A 17,484-nucleotide genomic window follows, 5' to 3' on the forward strand; every position below is an offset into this window, starting at 1 on the left:
GTGCGGACGCTAATTTAATTCGATGAAATATAAATTTTTTACAAAATCCGACAAAGCTTGGGGGGCAATGCTTGAGGCGGTTAACGGCGCTCAAAAGTCAATTTATCTGGAAAGCTTTATTCTCACCGATGATCCAGAGACACATCATTTCTTAGAAGTATTGAAAACTAAGGCCAAGCACGGAATCCGAGTAAAGATAGTAATCGATCGGGCTGGTAGTTTTTGGTTTGGCACTATAGACAAGCAGGCCTTCGCGGCCGCCGGCGTGGAGGTTTTAATTTTTAATCGCTGGATTAATCATAGCCATAGAAAGCTTTTGATTGTGGACGAAGAGATTGGTTTTATTGGGGGCGTGAACCTGCGTGGCGAATATGCTGACTGGTTGGATTTGCATCTGCGGGTTACAGGAGTTTTTGTGAAGCGGTTACGTAGCTCGTTTGCCAAGATTTATTATCTCTCCGGCGGGCGAGACGAGGAGGTTTTAAAATTCAGGAAGTGGAAGTTTAAAAAAGTGGACGCTTCGTTGTACAAGGCCAAAACTTGGCTGCTTGAGCGGTGGCCGTTCCATGGGCGTCGAGCGTTGATTAATTTTTATAAAAAGAAATGCGCTGAGGCGAAAAATAAAATTACTATCGTGACTCCTTATTTTGTACCGCAGCGCTGGCTTTTCGGCGCTGTGAAGAAGGCCGCTAAACGAGGGGTGAAGATTGAGGTGATTATGCCCGGCGATACCGACCACGCGCTCGTTCAGTTGGCGCATCGGTATATTTTAAAGAATCTAAGCCCTTTGATTGATTTTTTTATCATGCCGGAAATGAATCACGCCAAAGTTTTATTAGTGGATGATCACGAAGGATTGGTCGGCTCCAATAATATGGACGCGCAGAGCTTCGATTTTAATCTGGAGGCGAGTGTAGTTTTTCAAAGAAAGGATATGGTGGGAGATTTGAAAAATATTTTGGATAAATGGAAAACACAGTCCGTGAAATTTTCAGCGGCAGGATTCCAGCGACGCTGGTACGATAAAATTCTTGAATACCTCGTCTCTTTTATCTATCCAATTTTGTAGATAAATAAAAAACCCGCAGTACTGCGGGTTTTTTATTTGCTAGGCGACCGCGCGGACTTTATTTTCTATTATGTGCAGAAGCTTTTTGTCTTCAACTAAACGAGCCTTTACCGTTTCGATTCCCACTCCCAACTTTTCTCCTTCAAAACTGTAAGATGCTCCGGCTTTTGTGATGACGCCATATTTTAAAGCGGCGTTGGCGACATCGGCTTCATAAGACATTCCCGAGCCGTACATAATATCGAATTCAGCCAGCTTGAATGGCGCCGCTACTTTATTTTTTACTACTTTAGCGCGGACGCGGTTACCTACGACGTCTTCGCCTTTTTTAATCACCGCTTCTTTCCGAACATCTATGCGGACTGAGCAATAAAACTTTAAAGCTCGGCCTCCTGGTGTGGTTTCGGGATTGCCAAAGACGATACCGATTTTTTCTCGGAGCTGGTTGATGAAAATAACCATCGTGTTGGATTTTGCGGAGATAGCGGTCAGTTTTCGAAGGGCCTGGGACATCATTCTCGCTTGCAAGCCCATATATTGAGCGCCCATCTCGCCCTCAATTTCTATTTTCGGGGTAAGCGCTGCCACGGAATCCACCACTACCACATCAATAATTCCCGAGCGGACTAGGCTTTCCAAGATATTCAAAGCCTCTTCGCCGTTGTCGGGTTGGGAGATGAGCAGTTCTTTTATCTTCACGCCTAATTTTTCTGCGTACTGCGGATCCATGGCGTGCTCGGCATCGATAAATGCCGCCTTCCCGCCTCTTTTTTGAGCTTGAGCGATTACGTTGAGCGCCAAGGTAGTTTTACCGGAAGATTCAGGCCCATAGATTTCAATAATCCTACCTTTCGGCAATCCGCCTACGCCTAGAGCCAAGTCCAATGAAAAAGAACCCGTAGGAATAGATTCTACGTTGAGTTTTTTCGCGTCCCCCAGCTTCATGATCGCTCCTTCACCGAATTTTTCTTGCAAAGACGCGAGTAGGCTATCCAGCTCGTTTTTTCCTTCCTTCTTCCCCTCCTTTTTTTCTTCCCCTTCCTTCTCTTTCTCTTCCAGTTCTTTTTTATTTGTCATTAGTTGGTAATTGGTAAATGATTTGTTTCACGACTTTGGTTTCCCGACCGAGGAAACGCTTGGCTAGAATTTCAAAAGTGTTGAGGCCGGGTTGCAGGTTGTAATTTTCTTGAAATCGCCCGTCTTTGTCGATGAAAACCTCTTCATTATTCACAAACACTTTGTCTTGGGGGCTGATGGCTCCACGCAGCTCATAAGTCGGGAAGATGGAGATTACTGTGGCGCTTAGGGGATTTTGGATATCCAGAGGCGGGATGCCGATGAGACGGGTGGCGTTGATGGCCAGGTAAACTAAGACGATACTGCCGATGGCGACCGGCCAGATCCAATTTTTCTTTGCTTTTTTAATGGCGAACCTATTTTCCGGAAGCTTGTCGGTGGAGCCGGAAGAGCGAATTTCTGCCTCTTCTTTGTATAACTCCCAAAGCTCTCCTTGCCCGCACTCGAGGGCCGTTTCAATTTTTTGTAAATATCCACGGGTGTAGGGAGCGGCGGGGAGGCGGTGCCACTCACCGGCGAAGATGTAATCTAAATAATGCTTAGGAACGCCGGTCAGCAAAAAAATCTTTTCAAAATTTAACCCCTTGGCGTCGATTTTTTCTAAGATAATATCTTTGAGAGTTTTTTGTTCCATCGCTTTGCCCTCGCATTATAAGGGCTCATTCAGCTTTTGTCTAACTTCTCACTCGGTTTCCTACCCCAAGGATCTCGGAAAACAACCTTTTCGGACACAGAATAACCCCGCTCCAACGGCGGGGTTTTCTTCTCTCTCGGCGGTTGTCCGTTCGACATAATAACGAACGGACCAAGCTCAACCGCCTCCGAGATGTTCCTTAAAGGTTATTTCCCTCGATTTACCTTGGACTAAAACCTTCGCTCGCTTTGGCTAAAACAGTTGCAATTTCTGTCTAGGTGTGCTATAATTGCGAAAGTGAATTTCGCACTTTAACAGGAACCCCAAAGAAAGGAGCTTGGTCATGGGAGCGGAGCTGGCGGGAGTGGTGATGTCGCTTCAGGAAGAAGTGAAGAAATTGAAGACGCAGTTGGAAGGCTCAATTTCAAAAGAGCTGGCGATGTCGGTGCTGAAAGGCGCGGAGGCGGAACTCGCGAAAGCAGAGACGGAAGTTCGGAAGGTTGCCAGCGAGATCTTGAAATCCAGAGGAGCGATTCAGACTTTACTTGCTCGGATTGAGAATCCCAAGTCTGAACATACTGCGTCCAAATCCCTGATTGTGAACTACGACAAGCCCATCTCGCAGCTCATCAGTGAAGCCGGGTTCAGCTACGTCAACTCCGACATCACGGAAAAGCATTTCAACAAGGAGAAGACGGGCGGCACGGAAGTGCTGGAGTGCAAGATGTATCACTTCGGTCGGAACATGAGTTCCGACGATGTGATCGCCGAGATGAAGCGTGATGGCTTCGAACAGGCCTCTTTGAAGGCGCTCCTCCATTACCAGTTGGCCCATCCCGACGAACACAAGCAGTATCCGATCGTCGGGCTCAGGAATCCTTGGCGGGACTCGTACGGCTACCGCTACGTGCCGTATCTGTACTGGAACGACGATCGGAAGCTCTATCTCTACTGGTGCGGCTACGATTGGAACGGCCACTATCGTTTCCTCGCCGTCCGCAGGTCTTAGGCCCTTGGACACTTGGGCGCCCTCATGAAGCTAGCTTCATGAGGGCATTTTAATTTAGGAGAAATTAAACCAAAGAATTCGGGTCTTCCGGGGTTCCGCTAGCAGAAGGAGCCGCGGGGGCATCGTTGTAAACTTCTCGGGGTTTGGCGCCGTCTCCGGGGCCGATTACGCCTTTGTCTTCCATAATATCCAATAGGCGGGCGGCGCGGGCATAGCCAACTTTCAATCTGCGCTGGAGGAGCGAGGCGGAAGCTTTCTGCGCTTCAGTGACCACGCGCAATGCTTCTTGATACAACTCGTCGTCGGTTCCATCGTCATCATCCATACCATCTAGAAAATCTATCGGCTCATTTTTCATCGGCATAATTTTCCCCTCCGGAATATCGGCGGTCATATCAGCTAATTCGTTATTTTCTTCAATGAATTGAGCTACGGCTTTAATTTCTTCCTCGGAGACGTAGGCGCCTTGGATACGCTTGGGTTTGGAGAATTCCGAAGAGATGAAAAGCATATCGCCTCCTCCTAAGAGTTTTTCCGCGCCTGCCATATCCAAAATTGTGCGGGAGTCTACCTGACTGCCGACTTGTAGAGCCATTCTGGAAGTGATGTTGGCTTTAATCAAGCCGGTGACTACTTCTACCGACGGACGCTGAGTAGCAACTACTAAGTGAATGCCGGTAGCGCGCGCCATCTGGGCTAGGCGCACAATTGAACCTTCAATTTCTTTTCCGTAAGACGCCATCAGGTCGGCCAACTCATCAATAATCATTACCAGATAGGGAAGAGGCGGAGAATTTTTTTGGTTGTAGGAGCGGATGTCGCGGGCGCCGGCATTTAGCAGGATTTCATAGCGATTTTCCATTTCTTTAATAGCCCAACGGAACAAGCCTACAGATTTTTTACCTTCTACAACTACTGGCGCAATCAGGTGGGGCAGGCCGCCATAGACGGAAAGTTCTACGCGCTTCGGATCTACCATCGCCAATCTAAGTGTGGCTGGAGAGTTCTTATATAGAAGCGAGATGATTAATGCATGGATTCCAACGCTTTTGCCGCTGCCGGTGGCGCCTGCAATTAAAAGGTGAGGCATTTTTTCGATGTCGGCCATTATTGGCTCTCCGCTAACGCCACGCCCTACGACGAAGGCCAACGGTCCAGACTCTTTGAATTCCGGATAAGAAATAAGACTTCCGAGGCGCACAATAGCCGCTGATTTATTCGGCACTTCAATCCCAACTAAAGATTTTCCCGGAATCGGGGCTTCAATGCGGATTGGGTGAGCGGCCAAGGCCAAGGAAAGGTCGGAGCTCAAGGCTAGGATTTTTGTAATTTTAACTCCTTCGGCCGGCTTGAGGGTATAGCGGGTAACTTTCGGGCCGATATTAATTTCGCCCATTTCCACGGGGATTCCAAAGCTATCGAGTGTGCGCTTGATTATATTCGCGTTAGCTCGCAAATCTCCCGAGGTTGGTTTTTCTACTGAAGATTTCAAAAGTGAGGCGGGCGGAGGAACGTAATTTCCGTATTCTTTTATTTTTAGGGAGGCTTTTTTAGCGGCAGCAGTTGCGACGGAAGCGCCCACAACCCTCGACTCCATTTCCTCCTCGTCTTTTTCTGATTCTTCCTCGTCTTCATCGGCGGCCTCCTTTTTTGTTTTGGGGGCGTCGGGCATATCGGCAATTTTTACTTCATCTATCTCTTCATCGGCTTCCGGCTCGGCTGATTTGTTTTGCTCTTCTTTCCCGACCCTCCAGAATTTAATCGAGGCATTGAAAGTAACCAAAATTGAGGTGACCAACAAAACGAATGCCAAAATTATAGATGCGGTGTAGCCGAACGGAACTTGGAGGAAGCCAACCAGCTTGCCGGCCATCCCGCCTTTGCCATCGAGTAAAATGTCCATTAGGCCCAAGCCGGAGATTATGAATAGAGATGCCCCGATAATGCTATTTGCGAGAAAGATTTTTTGCCTGGCCAGAAGAAATGTGCCGGCTACTAATAGAGAAATAGTGGGAAGCAGGTAATAGCCCCAACCGAAGAGTTTTTCTAAAATCATATAAACGAATTCACCAACGGGGCCGGCTTTATGGAAAGAGGCCAAAAGTAAAAGTATGGCGACGCCTACTAAAATAACAGCTAAGATGCTGTTTTTGGTTTCCGGATGGATGCGGTCAATATTTTTTTTCTTGTCCCTCTTAGACATTAATATCATTATAGCGGAAATGAATGAGAAATTAAAAAACCACCCGTTTATTGGGTGGCTGATTGTGAGGCTTTCTTTTCCATCATCTCAAGAATCATGCCGGTTACTTTTTCTATTACCGCCTGCTCTCTCATCTTGGTGGTGTCTAGAAGCTGCAACTGGTGGTAATCGGGTTTAAGCTGGTTAAAGGCGGTGCGATAGCGGTTCACAAGTGTTGCAATCGTAGCTGGATTAGAAGTTTGGCCCATTTTCTTGCTAACGGAAATTCTTTGCTCACGGCGCATCGCTTCTTCCGGATTGCAGACTACAAAAATAGGAAGGTCGATGTAACTAGTCCAGAATCTGGAAAGGAAGAATTGCTGCACCATCGCCATTTCTGCTTCAGAAAGTTTTTGCTTTTCCCGCCAATACATCATCCAGCAGTAAGCATCGAAGATGCAGCGATCAAAGATGACCACGTCGTAGAGATGACCGGCGGCAAAATCGATGAGTTTCGTGAGAGCGTATAGGCCGGTACGAATGTTGTAGAGAGGAGTAGTGCGTTCGATGTGGCGAATTTCTTCTGCGCCTTCTTGGGGCATCAGGACTCGGAAGCCCATAAGACGGAGAAACTTGTCCATTTCTTTAATGGCGGTGGTTTTGCCGGCGGAGGGGGAGCCGGTGAATTCAATGAAGAACGGGCGGGGCAGAAAGCTGTGATTGCGGCGGATGTCCGTTTTCAGGTAGTCCAGAATTTTGCGGGCCTTTTCTTCGTAGACGTTTTCATTTTTCATCCAGCCTCCTCTTTTCAATTTGCTGTTTTAAAGGATAATATAAAAACAATGGCAAAGGAAGTACGAACTAAAATAATTGGATTTGATATGGATGGGGTAATCATTGATAACACCGCCAATAAAATAAGAATCGCCAAAAAGTTTGGGATTGATCTGAAGCCGGAAGACACTCCGGCGGATTTTATCGAGAGCGTCGTACCCGAAGATATATTGAAGGAAATCCGGCCGCTTTTATACGATAATCCCGAAGTGGCTTTGAGTGCGGATTTAGTTCTGGGGGCGAAGGAGGGCTTGGGAAAAGTAAAAGCCTCGGGCGTGCCGTATTTTTTGATTTCCCGGCGGCGCAACGCAGAATTGGCAATCGGTCTTTTGAAAAAGCATGGAATCTGGCCGACTTATTTCAATGAAGGGAATGCTTTTTTTGTGCATAAGCCGGAAGAAAAGAATGAGCACGCCATTCGATTGGGAATAAACTTTTACGTTGATGATCAGCCGAGTGTTTTGGAAAAGCTAACTGCTGTTCCGGAAAAGTTTTTATTTGACCGATTCGGTAAATTTGGAGAGTTGCCCTTCGCGCATAAAAAAATTGCTTCTTGGGATGAATTACTCGTGCATTTTTTATGAGCCTCAATATAAATAAATCAATTTTTAAAGCTTATGATGTGCGCGGCCGCTACCCGGAAGAGATAAATGAGGCGGCGGTGAGTCGGATCGCGGAGGCCTTGGCCAATCAGTTTTCCGCCGGAAAGATAGTTCTGGGTCGCGATGCCCGGTTAAGTTCATCTTCTATATATGAGGCAATTCGGGAGGTTTTTCGAGGGCGTGGCTTTGATATTGAAGATGTCGGGACCTGCACTACCCCGATGTTTTACTTCCTGGCAAATGGATTGAAGGCTGCCGGAGGAGTAATGGTGACTGCTTCGCATGCGCCGAAAGAGTTTAACGGGCTGAAGGTTGTGAATGGGAAAGGGGAGGTTATAAGCGGTTCAGAAATATTAAAATGGATCCCGTTAGAAACCGCGCCCGCGCTTGCGCGCCCTGGAGGGGCTTTGGGGCGGGCTGTTTCTAACGGGATGGATTATTTAAAGCCTTACGTCGATTTTTTAAGTAGCAAGATTAAGTTGGCCAAGCCGATGAGTGTGGTTTTTGATTGCTCTAATGGGACCGCGGGAATGGTGATAGAAAAGTTAAAAGTTAAAGGTTTAAAGTCAGAAGTTATAAATCAAGAACCGGACGGGGATTTTCCGGCGCATGGGCCAAATCCTTTAGCCGAAGGCGCTTTACAAGAATTACAATCGGAAGTTTTGAAATCTAAAGCGGATTTGGGAGTTATTTTCGACGCGGATGGCGACAGGGCTTTTTTTGTTGATGATTTGGGACGGGAGGTGCCGGCGGATGCGGTTTTGTTTTTGCTTTCAGATAATTTCCCCGGTCCCGCCGTGGCGAATATTCTCGTGGGTTATCTCGCGAAGGAGCTTTTTGGTAAATCAAAAAAGGAACTTATTGAATCACGGGTTGGGCATTATTTTATAAAGAAAACAATGAAAGAAAAGAAAGCTAATTTTGGCGGAGAATTTTCCGGCCATTATTTTTTTCCGCTCGGAGAATCATATTTTGATTCAGGAGTTGTGGCGGCAGTTTATTTAATAAACGAAGTTTCGAAAATGAAGGCGAACGGCAAAAAACTTTCTGATTGGCTCGATGGTTTGCCCGTATTCCACCGTTCCGGAGAAATTAATTTTGAGGTAGCAGATAAGGAAAGGGCTATGGCGATGGTTGAGGGAAAATATAGTTCTGTCGCCGAGCGTGTTTCTAAATTGGACGGATTAAAAATGGAATTTGGTCCGCCAGTCGGCGGATGGTGGTTTGCGTTGCGTCCCTCAAACACGGAAAATCTTTTGCGTTTAGTGATGGAAGCGAAAAACGAAGAAGTTTTGCGGTCAAAACTTGCGGAGATTAAAGAGCTTCTATAGGATTTGATTAGCAACTTTATAGCGAGGAGGCGGAATGCAGATCCTATATGGCCACGCCGTAGTTAAAGGAGTCATCGACTATTTGCGGGCGTCTCCAAAGCGAAATAAGCAGCTTGCGATTATTGTTCCCGTGAATGATGACGCGGCTAGCGATGGATTTGTCGCGGAAGTTAATAACTTTGCTTCCAATTTGGCGATTTCTACCAGAACCCTTTTCAAGACGATTAATGCTACGACAGAAGAGTTGATTGCTGATTTGGATCGGTTATCAGCCGATAAGGACGTTGGCGGCGTGGTTTTGGTTTTGCCTTTGCCGAAGAATATTGATCGTGAAAAAGTTCTTTTGGCGATTCCGATCCGGAAGGACGTTGATGTGCTCAATCCCGGAAATAAGGTTAGTGAGCCACCGGCCGTTCGGACTGTTTCGGAGATTTGGAAAGAATTTAATGATGGCTATCATCCGCGAAATGGCCCACCAAAGAAGGTAGCAGTTGTCGGGCGCGGCTTGTTGATTGGGGCGCCCATCGCTAAGTATTTGCGTATGTGGGGGCATAGCGTTGAAGTTTATAACAGCAAAACCTCGCTGGATGGCTTGAGAGACGCAGACGTTGTGATTCTCGGCGCCGGAGTTCCCAAATTGGTTTCTCCTTCAATACTCAAAGCCGGGGCGCATGTAATCGATTTCGGCTATCCGGGAGATTTCGATTCAAAACATCCCGAAGCAGGAAAGGTCGGAATATATGTACCGGCCCGAGGCGGTACCGGGACGATCCTGACCGTTTCGATGTTCTACAACTTTTACCTTCTGAATAGCTGGTAGCGAATTGACAGGACCGTCAAGGTAGGTTATTATCTTGACGGTCTTTTTTTAAGGAGAAAGTGATGATTCGCTTGGTCACGGCAGTGCTGATGGCGCTCGTGGTGGTCTCGTGCGTCGGTTGCGGTGGCATGAATTGGAGCGTGACTCCATATGCCGGAGTTAGCGGCAATACGGATGATGAGTATTATCAGGGAATGGGCTGGCAAGCAGGAGTTTCCGTCACGCTTTATAGCGGGAGGTACCCGGCGCCTCCGGCAGTAATCCAGCCGGCTCCGGTCTATCGAAACGAGACCAAGGTGGAGAACAATGTTTCCAGCTCGTCCTCAAGTTCTTCGAGCTCGAATAGCTCGGCGACACAGAGTCAGACGCAAAATCAGGAGCAGTCGCAGAGCCAGTCCCAGAGCCAGAATCAGGATCAGAGTCAGTCTGGTGGTGGTGAGGGAGGCGATGATGATGACCACGGTCACGGCCATGACGATGAGCATGGTGGCCATGGTCATGATGACGACCATCCCGATTAGCCGGAAGCCCCGCAGTACGCGGGGCTTTTTTATTTGTGAATAATACTAGAAAAGAGTTGCCGGCAGGGATTCTTCTTGCCAGTTGAATTCGGCCTTCGATAATTCTTCTGTGTATTTTTTCGGGACCATTAGGTGTTTTTGTTTTTTTGCCAAGTCGTACAATTCTTTGGTGATTTTCACGTCGTTGAGGCAATAGCTGGCGAGCTCATCCATTTTTCCTTCTTTGTATAGCCGGATAGCCTCCAAGCCAGAGGAATGTGTTTTTCCGATTCCTAGGTTAGTTTTGGCCAGCATGTCCAGGCTGATCCGGTGGCCGAGAGCCAACTCGATCTCATCCAGCAGGTCCAGCCGGGGGAGGGCCATAATATTGAACTTGCAATGCTTGGCAAGCACCGGAAGATCGAAGCGGTTGATGCTAAATCCAATAATCAGTCCGGCTTTTTGAATCAAGACAGCGAGTTTGTCTAATTCATTTTCAAAAAAAGAAAGATATTTATCTTGGTTGTAGGAATAAACTCCTACAAAGGAGACCTCCAATTTATCGATATTACTTTGCCCGCCTACGTCGGCGAAGCTATTTTTAGTTTCGATATCTATGACCAATTTATCCATTTTATACGTGTTTATCCGCAACATTTGAAGCGGCGTAGCTCTCCGGTTTGGTTTTCGCTTCGAAATTGTGGGCGCGGATCATTCCAACTAATTCCTGGATCATTACTTTCGTAGCCCCATTTTGTCCGATATCAACGTGGATCTCGAAATCAAACTTTGGCGCGTCTTTAAAAGCCGCCAAGGATTCCGAGAACTGATTCGCGGAATCAAGCGAGATAAGCACCTCTCTGGTGATGCGGTCGCGAAGAGAATGAAATTTTATCGGCTCTCCGCTTCGAGTCCAAAAATAACGGGCGCCTTTGCCGATGCGGTGCACTACGATAGCAGTAACGAAGTCGGCTTTTTGTTCGATGTTGGCTTGAGAGTCCGTGCCAATCGTTACCCGGTATTCGGAGAGCCGATCATCTTTCATAAAATCAATAATTTGCTGAACCACTTGTTCAGCCGTAATTGAAAATGGGAGACTGCTATTGAAGTATTTACTCATTGGTTATAAAATACCCTTTCTTGCCTGTTTTGGCAAGTATAATATGAAGATGAAAGAAGTTTATCTTGATTATGCGGCCTCTACTCCCGTAGATCCCAGAGTTGAGGAGGCAATGAAGCCATATTTAGGGGGAGTTTTTGGTAACCCTCATTCTATGCATCGCTTTGGTCAGAAGGCTTCTCGGGCGGTTTTCGAGTCGCGTAAGGCCATTGCCGAATCTATCGGAGCTCATTACGAAGACATTATCTTTACCGGATCGGCTACCGAAGCAAATAATTTGGCAATTCGCGGGTTAGTGAGCGGAGTATTGGCATCTCGTAAATTTTCTAAGCCAAGAATTATTACTCTAGCAATTGAGCACGAGTCGATTTTGAGTACCTGCCAAGCCTTGTCGCTGAATGTAGAGACGATTTTTATTCCAGTCGACAAAAATGGCTTTGTGAATTTGAAAAAGTTCAAAGAGGCGTTGAACGATCAGACGGTCTTAGTTTCGATAATGCACGCTAATAACGAAGTTGGGACAATCCAGCCGATTGCCGCCATAGCGGCAGAAATTAGAAATTGGAAATTGGAAATTAAGAGCGACTTGTTCCCTATTTTCCATACTGACGCCGCGCAGTCTTTCCAATATCTAGACTGTCAGGTAGAAAATTTGGGAGTGGATTTGATGACCTTGTCGGCTCATAAGATTTACGGCCCTAAAGGAATTGGGCTATTGTATGCTGGAAAAAATGCCCGCGAGATAATGAAGCCGGTAATTACAGGAGCCGGCCAGGAAGGAGGTTTGCGTTCCGGCACGGACAACGTTCCGTATATAGTGGCCTTTGCGAAAGCCGTGGAGATTGCCGATAAGTTGCGGGAAAAAGAATCAAGGCGAATCGGAGAATTAAGGGATTATTTTTGGGTGAAGCTGGAAAAAGCGCTTGGCTTGAAGAAGGTGGTATTAAACGGAGTAATGCGAGACCGATTGCCTAATAATTTAAATCTTTATTTTCTAAAGCAAAAAGCTCACGATTTGTTAATTAAGTTGGATTTATTGGGTATTGCGGTTTCGCCGGGAGCGGCCTGTTCGGCGAGAGTTGCTAAAGCGTCTTATGTTTTGGAGGAGCTGGGCTTTTCGGAGGCGCGCGCTTCTGGAAGCTTGCGGTTCAGCCTCGGAAGACAGACCAGCAAGGATGACATTGATTACGTAATTTCTGCTACGTGTACCAGCCTTATAAAAACTAAGCGGGATGGTATAATTAAAGTATTGGATAGGTAGCAGTTCTTGAAAATTAGTATTTTTATTGATATAATCCGTTAAAATCAAAATGCCTTCTTTTAATAGATTCACTATCCGAGCCCAAGAGGCTCTCCAAAATGCTCAAGAGTTAGCCGCTAAGAGAAGTCACGGCGAATTCCGCGTTTTGCATCTTTTGCATACTCTCTTGCAAGACGAGCAAACTCTCGTCAGGCCAATGCTGATTAAGGCAGGTTTGAATGTGGAAAACTTTTTGCGTTCAGTGGAGGCGGAAATGAAGAAAATGCCAAAGATTTTCACCGCTTCCAATGTCGGTCAGCTCTATCTTTCTCCGGAATTAATGCAGGTCTTGGAGCGGGCCGGAAAGATCGCTATTTCTCAAAAAGATGAATATATCTCCTGCGAGCATTTGCTTTTGGGTATTTTTGATTCTTCTTCTTCGGCGCAAAAAATGCTTGAGAAATTCGGTTTGAAAAGGGATTTGGCTTTCCGTGCGCTTGCGCAGCTACGTGGCTCTACTCGTATTACCGATGAAACGCCGGAAAGTAAGTTCCAAGTTTTGGAAAAATACGCAGTTAATCTCACTGATCGGGCTCGAGATGGTAAGTTGGATCCGGTAATTGGCCGACAGGAAGAGTTGCGCCGTTTAATTCAAGTTTTGAGTCGGAGAACCAAGAATAATCCCGTGTTAATAGGAGAGTCGGGTGTGGGTAAGACCGCAATCGTTGAGGGATTAGCCCAGAGGATTGTTTCCGGTGATGTGCCGGAGACTCTGAAGGATAAGGAGATTATTATGTTGGATTTGGGTTCATTAATCGCCGGAACTAAGTTCCGTGGTGAGTTTGAAGATCGTTTGAAGGCCTTCGTGAAGGAAATCCAGAACTCTGCCGGCCGGTTAATCCTGTTTATTGATGAGATACACATGATAGTAGGAGCCGGCGCCGCAGAAGGGGCAATTGATGCTTCTAATCTTCTCAAGCCACCGCTCGCCCGTGGTGAGTTGCATGCAATCGGCGCCACTACTATTCGGGAATATCAGCGTCATATTGAAAAAGACCCGGCTTTAGAGCGCCGGTTTCAGCCGATTATGGTTGAAGAGCCGAACACGGAAGATGCGGTTTCTATTTTGCGTGGCTTAAAAGAAAAATATGAGATGCATCATGGGTTGCAGATTAGCGACGAGGCTATTAGAGCGGCTGTGAATCTTTCTGCTCGATATATCACAGATCGCTTTTTGCCCGACAAAGCGGTGGATTTGATTGACGAAGCCGCTGCGGCGCGACGTCTGGAAACCGAAAGTCTGCCGATTGAATTGGATAAGATTCGTAGAGAGATTACCCGCCGAGAAATTGAGCGTTCAGCGCTTTCTCAAGAGAGTTCGGTTAAAAATAAGAGTCGGATGAAGACTATCGACGGTGAGGTGGGTAAGTTGAAGGAAAAGAACGATGATCTATCGGCCTCTTGGCATGCGGAAAAAATTACTTTTGAAAATTTACATAATCTAAGGAAAAAAATTGAAGATTTGAAACGACAGGCTGAATTAGCCGAGCGAGAGGGCGATTTGGAGGGAGTTGCGCAAATTGTTTATGGAAGCTTGCCGCAGGCCGAGAAAGATTATAAGAGCTTCACGAAAAAACACGCTAAATCGTCCGGATTCATCAAAGAGAAGGTGGATGCCGAAGATATTGCTGCGGTGGTGGCTCGGTGGACGGGCATTCCGGTGAGTCGGATGTTGGAATCTGAGGCAAAAAAATTGATAAGAATTGAAGAGGCTTTACAGGGTCGGGTTATCGGGCAGGGAGCTGCCGTTAAGGCCGTGGCTAGCTCCTTGCGGCGTGCCCGCGCAGGGCTTTCCGATGAAAATCGCCCTCTCGGCTCATTTATGTTCTTGGGGCCGACCGGAGTCGGAAAAACTGAACTCGCTAAAGCCCTAGCGGAGTTTATGTTTAACGATGAAAAGTCCCTAATTCGCATAGATATGTCTGAATATATGGAGAAACATTCGGTTGCGCGTTTAATCGGATCGCCGCCGGGATATGTTGGTTTCGAGGATGGCGGGCAGCTGACTGAATTAGTGCGGCATCGGCCATATAGTCTGATTTTGTTTGATGAGATAGAAAAAGCGCATCCGGAGGTGTTTAATATTCTGCTACAAATTTTGGATAACGGACGGTTAACGGACAGCAAGGGCCGAGTAATTAACTTTAAAAATTCCATTATTTTACTTACCTCCAACGTGGGCAGTCATTACTTCAAGGCAATGTCGAACATAGGGTTTTCTTCTTCTGGAGACTCCGCTCACGAGTCTCAAGAGGAGGGATTACGCTCTAAAGTCAGCGAATCTTTAAAGCGGACTTTTAAACCGGAATTTCTGAATCGTTTAGATGAAACAATTATTTTTAATACCTTAACAAAAAAAGAGATTGAGCAGATTGTTGATTTGCAGATTGATCAGGTGAAAGAAAGGCTAAAAGAGCGCAGTATCATCATTAATGTAGACGTGGCTGCTAAAAAGTATATAGTTGAGAACGGATTTGACCCGGAATACGGAGCTAGGCCGATTAGACGGTTAATACAAAAAACTATTCTCGATAAGCTTGCCGACAAGATAATCGGCGGGGAAATTAAAGATGGTGACAAAGTTAAAATCGGTTTTTCTAAGTCCTCAATCAGCGTTAGCGTTTAAGGCGGCTGTTTTCGCCGGTTTTTTTGCTTTGGCAAAACTAGGCGATTTCAGCCTATTTTCGTTATCTGTATTTTTTGTGGCTGCCTGGGTTTTATACACCCGACCATTTTTTAGGACGTTTGAGATGGCCGGAACTTTTGTTGTGTTATTGGCTAGCTCAATTGTATTTAGCCACACATTTACTGATTCGATTGATTTCCTGTTCGCAATTGTATATTTCTCGGCGCTCTTCTATATACTGGTGGGAATTAAGGATTTAGTCCTGATTAACAGAGATGGTTGGAGGGTATTTTTGAACTTCGCTTTGGCCTATCCGGCCTTTCTTATGTACTTTTACTACAATCAAGGTCATTTTTGGTGGAAATTGCCCTTATTGTTCGCAGTCCTCTTGTTTTTATCCAAGGATTTTCTCAAGAAGAGGATTGTCTTCTGGTTGGTCGCATTTTTAGGTTCACAAATTGCCTGGGCTGCCGATTTTTTACCAATCGGCTTCGTTAGCTCTGCTAATTTAGCGATTCTCTTCTATGCTACGGCCGTGTCCTATTGCGACCAGTATTTACGGGAAGGCCTGACTAAAAGACACATTCTTGCGTCTTTTAGTATTTTTCTTGTTCTTTTAGTCGCTATTTTCGCCTTCTCCTCCTGGGGATTTTAGGTATTCCCTGAACTCGGGCCCGAAGTCCTTATGCTTCAAGCCAAAATATACCTGCGCTTTTAAAATCCCGATTTTGGATCCCGCATCAAACCTTTTACCAGGGAACTCCCAGGCATAAATTGAGCCTCCTTTAGACACATAGCTTCTTAGCGCGTCTGCTAGGGGGATTTCTTTGCCCGTGTATGGGTATAATTTTTCTAATTCTTCGAAAATCTCCGGAGTTAAAAGGTATCTGCCGATAATTGCCAGATTTGACGGCGCCTGGCCTTGGGCGGGTTTTTCCACAATATCCTCGATTAGTCGTAGGTCCTCATACTGCCCATCGGGCGCCACCTTAACCATGCCGTAGCTGGAGGCCAGCTCCGGAGGGACCGATTCTACCACTACTATCGGGGCATTAGCCTTTTTGAACTGGTCTACTAAGTTCTTTAGAGGCGGAATTTTGTCAGCCAGCAGGTCGTCGCCGAAACAAACCAAAAAGGGCTCATTTTTTATGAATTGGCGAGCCAGATATACCGCGTCGCCGTTTCCGGCCAGTTTTTCTTGTATAACGAAATCAAATTTTATTCCCAGCGTTTTCCAGCTGGGATCTTTTTCCAAATGGGTGATGTATTTTTTGAACTCCGGTTGATTTGGCCCGGTCACCAAAATAATATGATTGATTCCGGCGGCTACGATTTCGTCTATGACATAGTGAATAATCGGTCGGTCTACAATCCCAATCATTCCCTTTGGTTGATGTAGAGTCAGGGGCATTACTCGGGTCCCTAATCCGGCAACCGGCAAGATGGCTTTTTTGACTTCCATATTTGGGAAGTATAGAATAATTTCTAATGTTTGTTAATCAAAAATCTACCGAAATCTGTTATGCCTTATTGCGGGTGGCGGCGCAGATTCGTCGTCAGCAACTAAAGCAGAACCTTGAGAAGTTGGCTTTCAGGTTTCTGGAAGCCGCCACCTCGGAGGATTTTGACTTGGCGTTGAAAACATCATCTTCTATTGATGCGATGCTGAAGATTGGTCAATCTCTCTATGAAATCGAACCGGTTAACTCTAAGGTTATTTCTGGCGAGCTTGAAGCGGTTAACGCGGCAATGCGGCAATCATTGGGCATAGATGGATTGCCGAATCTAGACAGGATTTTTGAAAAGGCGAATAATGCGGCAAGCTATTCGGCAAAAACTTTTGCCGATATACGGCCATCTGCCGGATTGCCGGATTCTTTGCCTGTTTCTGAAAATAATAACGGCAATAGCAATGGATTCTCGGCAACAATCCGGCAATCGGCAATTTTGGATAAGATTCGGCAATCCGGCAACAACCAGGCAGCACTTAAAGATATCATTGCCGCATTCCCGGAAATCAGTGAGCGGACTATGAGATATGACCTCCAAAAGCTATGTCTCCAAGGCTTAATAGAGCGTGTCGGTAGTGGTGGTCCGGGTAGCTACTATTCGGTCAAAAATGGGGCGTAATAAAACGAAAATAGCCTCGTTATATCTAGGTAATGACTTTGTGTGAGGCTGGGTCATTTACGAAGGCTTTTAATGTTTAAATATTTCAATATTTAAATGTTGTAGCCCTTACCAGCCCTCCCACATCGGGAGAGTTTTTTTATTCCTCACAAGTAAAAAACTCCCAGTAATTACTTAAGACCTATAGGTCCTATAAGACTTATAAGTCCTATGTCAGCTTGAAACAAAGAAAAGATTGATTTTCGGTCCG

At 46.1% G+C, this 17,484-nt stretch carries 17 protein-coding genes; 10 read left to right on the forward strand and 7 right to left on the reverse strand.

Annotated features, from left to right (window positions below):
* Positions 1-22 precede the first annotated feature (22 nt).
* A complete protein-coding gene (locus Q7S83_03355) occupies positions 23-1,069 on the forward strand; it encodes a phosphatidylserine/phosphatidylglycerophosphate/cardiolipin synthase family protein (protein MDO8467145.1) in 1,047 nt (348 codons plus the stop codon).
* Between the two features lie 39 nt (positions 1,070-1,108).
* Here Q7S83_03355 and recA read toward each other — a convergent pair whose 3' ends face one another.
* Both recA and Q7S83_03365 read right to left on the reverse strand, forming a co-directional pair.
* Positions 1,109-2,146, reverse strand: a complete 1,038-nt coding sequence (gene recA, locus Q7S83_03360) for a recombinase RecA (protein ID MDO8467146.1) — start codon at positions 2,144-2,146, stop codon at positions 1,109-1,111.
* Positions 2,136-2,780 (reverse strand): helix-turn-helix domain-containing protein, encoded by a 645-nt coding sequence (locus tag Q7S83_03365; protein MDO8467147.1) that lies wholly within the window; start codon positions 2,778-2,780, stop codon positions 2,136-2,138. The genes recA and Q7S83_03365 overlap by 11 nt, the downstream gene beginning before the upstream one ends.
* 343 nt (positions 2,781-3,123) lie before the next feature.
* Between Q7S83_03365 and Q7S83_03370 the strand changes: the two genes are divergently transcribed.
* Positions 3,124-3,789, forward strand: a complete 666-nt coding sequence (locus Q7S83_03370) for a hypothetical protein (GenBank protein ID MDO8467148.1) — start codon at positions 3,124-3,126, stop codon at positions 3,787-3,789.
* 64 nt (positions 3,790-3,853) lie between these two features.
* Here the strand turns inward: Q7S83_03370 and Q7S83_03375 are convergent, their stop codons facing one another.
* Positions 3,854-5,992 carry a DNA translocase FtsK gene (locus tag Q7S83_03375; GenBank protein MDO8467149.1) on the reverse strand — a complete coding sequence of 713 codons (2,139 nt, stop codon included), beginning with the start codon at positions 5,990-5,992 and terminating at the stop codon, positions 3,854-3,856.
* 47 nt (positions 5,993-6,039) lie between these two features.
* Entirely contained in the window at positions 6,040-6,765 is a 726-nt protein-coding gene (locus tag Q7S83_03380; GenBank protein ID MDO8467150.1) for a hypothetical protein, read from the reverse strand.
* Between the two features lie 48 nt (positions 6,766-6,813).
* Here Q7S83_03380 and Q7S83_03385 point away from each other — a divergent pair, with 48 nt between their 5' ends.
* From Q7S83_03385 to Q7S83_03400, 4 genes are all read left to right on the forward strand, one after another.
* On the forward strand, positions 6,814-7,389 hold the full coding sequence (locus Q7S83_03385; GenBank protein MDO8467151.1) for a hypothetical protein: 576 nt from the start codon (positions 6,814-6,816) through the stop codon (positions 7,387-7,389).
* Positions 7,386-8,738 carry a phosphomannomutase/phosphoglucomutase gene (locus Q7S83_03390; GenBank protein ID MDO8467152.1) on the forward strand — a complete coding sequence of 451 codons (1,353 nt, stop codon included), beginning with the start codon at positions 7,386-7,388 and terminating at the stop codon, positions 8,736-8,738. Before Q7S83_03385 ends, Q7S83_03390 begins: the two co-directional genes overlap by 4 nt.
* Positions 8,739-8,772: 34 nt before the next feature.
* Positions 8,773-9,558, forward strand: coding sequence for a tetrahydrofolate dehydrogenase/cyclohydrolase catalytic domain-containing protein (locus Q7S83_03395; protein ID MDO8467153.1), 786 nt, complete (start codon positions 8,773-8,775; stop codon positions 9,556-9,558).
* Between the two features lie 62 nt (positions 9,559-9,620).
* Positions 9,621-10,079, forward strand: coding sequence for a hypothetical protein (locus tag Q7S83_03400; protein ID MDO8467154.1), 459 nt, complete (start codon positions 9,621-9,623; stop codon positions 10,077-10,079).
* 45 nt (positions 10,080-10,124) lie between these two features.
* On the opposite strand, the gene Q7S83_03405 is transcribed toward Q7S83_03400, so the two are convergent.
* Positions 10,125-10,691 carry a ribonuclease H-like domain-containing protein gene (locus Q7S83_03405; protein MDO8467155.1) on the reverse strand — a complete coding sequence of 189 codons (567 nt, stop codon included), beginning with the start codon at positions 10,689-10,691 and terminating at the stop codon, positions 10,125-10,127.
* A 1-nt stretch (position 10,692) separates the two neighbouring features.
* Positions 10,693-11,178 carry a ribonuclease H-like YkuK family protein gene (locus Q7S83_03410; GenBank protein MDO8467156.1) on the reverse strand — a complete coding sequence of 162 codons (486 nt, stop codon included), beginning with the start codon at positions 11,176-11,178 and terminating at the stop codon, positions 10,693-10,695.
* 43 nt (positions 11,179-11,221) lie between these two features.
* On the opposite strand from Q7S83_03410, the gene Q7S83_03415 reads away from it, so the two are divergent.
* From Q7S83_03415 to Q7S83_03425, 3 genes are all read left to right on the forward strand, one after another.
* On the forward strand, positions 11,222-12,439 hold the full coding sequence (locus Q7S83_03415) for a cysteine desulfurase family protein (protein ID MDO8467157.1): 1,218 nt from the start codon (positions 11,222-11,224) through the stop codon (positions 12,437-12,439).
* 49 nt (positions 12,440-12,488) lie between these two features.
* A complete protein-coding gene (locus Q7S83_03420) occupies positions 12,489-15,104 on the forward strand; it encodes an AAA family ATPase (protein MDO8467158.1) in 2,616 nt (871 codons plus the stop codon).
* Between the two features lie 124 nt (positions 15,105-15,228).
* Complete coding sequence (locus Q7S83_03425; GenBank protein MDO8467159.1) at positions 15,229-15,759, forward strand: hypothetical protein; 531 nt, start codon at positions 15,229-15,231, stop codon at positions 15,757-15,759.
* On the opposite strand, the gene Q7S83_03430 is transcribed toward Q7S83_03425, so the two are convergent.
* A complete protein-coding gene (locus Q7S83_03430) occupies positions 15,721-16,566 on the reverse strand; it encodes a UTP--glucose-1-phosphate uridylyltransferase (GenBank protein ID MDO8467160.1) in 846 nt (281 codons plus the stop codon). The genes Q7S83_03425 and Q7S83_03430 overlap by 39 nt on opposite strands.
* A gap of 26 nt (positions 16,567-16,592) precedes the next feature.
* Between Q7S83_03430 and Q7S83_03435 the strand changes: the two genes are divergently transcribed.
* On the forward strand, positions 16,593-17,234 hold the full coding sequence (locus tag Q7S83_03435; GenBank protein MDO8467161.1) for a DeoR family transcriptional regulator: 642 nt from the start codon (positions 16,593-16,595) through the stop codon (positions 17,232-17,234).
* Positions 17,235-17,484: the final 250 nt, after the last annotated feature.

Source organism: bacterium (assembly GCA_030646995.1).
Taxonomy (GTDB): domain Bacteria; phylum Patescibacteriota; class Minisyncoccia; order UBA6257; family WO2-44-18; genus JAUSKF01.

Excerpts from the sequence above, each read along its gene's own strand:
- Q7S83_03355 (MDO8467145.1), top strand. The coding sequence starts at position 23 with ATGAAATATAAATTTTTTACAAAATCCGACAAAGCTTGGGGGGCAATG.
- recA (MDO8467146.1), bottom strand. The coding sequence starts at position 2,146 with ATGACAAATAAAAAAGAACTGGAAGAGAAAGAGAAGGAAGGGGAAGAA.
- Q7S83_03365 (MDO8467147.1), bottom strand. The coding sequence starts at position 2,780 with ATGGAACAAAAAACTCTCAAAGATATTATCTTAGAAAAAATCGACGCC.
- Q7S83_03370 (MDO8467148.1), top strand. The coding sequence starts at position 3,124 with ATGGGAGCGGAGCTGGCGGGAGTGGTGATGTCGCTTCAGGAAGAAGTG.
- Q7S83_03375 (MDO8467149.1), bottom strand. The coding sequence starts at position 5,992 with ATGTCTAAGAGGGACAAGAAAAAAAATATTGACCGCATCCATCCGGAA.
- Q7S83_03380 (MDO8467150.1), bottom strand. The coding sequence starts at position 6,765 with ATGAAAAATGAAAACGTCTACGAAGAAAAGGCCCGCAAAATTCTGGAC.
- Q7S83_03385 (MDO8467151.1), top strand. The coding sequence starts at position 6,814 with ATGGCAAAGGAAGTACGAACTAAAATAATTGGATTTGATATGGATGGG.
- Q7S83_03390 (MDO8467152.1), top strand. The coding sequence starts at position 7,386 with ATGAGCCTCAATATAAATAAATCAATTTTTAAAGCTTATGATGTGCGC.
- Q7S83_03395 (MDO8467153.1), top strand. The coding sequence starts at position 8,773 with ATGCAGATCCTATATGGCCACGCCGTAGTTAAAGGAGTCATCGACTAT.
- Q7S83_03400 (MDO8467154.1), top strand. The coding sequence starts at position 9,621 with ATGATTCGCTTGGTCACGGCAGTGCTGATGGCGCTCGTGGTGGTCTCG.
- Q7S83_03405 (MDO8467155.1), bottom strand. The coding sequence starts at position 10,691 with ATGGATAAATTGGTCATAGATATCGAAACTAAAAATAGCTTCGCCGAC.
- Q7S83_03410 (MDO8467156.1), bottom strand. The coding sequence starts at position 11,178 with ATGAGTAAATACTTCAATAGCAGTCTCCCATTTTCAATTACGGCTGAA.
- Q7S83_03415 (MDO8467157.1), top strand. The coding sequence starts at position 11,222 with ATGAAGATGAAAGAAGTTTATCTTGATTATGCGGCCTCTACTCCCGTA.
- Q7S83_03420 (MDO8467158.1), top strand. The coding sequence starts at position 12,489 with ATGCCTTCTTTTAATAGATTCACTATCCGAGCCCAAGAGGCTCTCCAA.
- Q7S83_03425 (MDO8467159.1), top strand. The coding sequence starts at position 15,229 with ATGGCCGGAACTTTTGTTGTGTTATTGGCTAGCTCAATTGTATTTAGC.
- Q7S83_03430 (MDO8467160.1), bottom strand. The coding sequence starts at position 16,566 with ATGGAAGTCAAAAAAGCCATCTTGCCGGTTGCCGGATTAGGGACCCGA.
- Q7S83_03435 (MDO8467161.1), top strand. The coding sequence starts at position 16,593 with ATGTTTGTTAATCAAAAATCTACCGAAATCTGTTATGCCTTATTGCGG.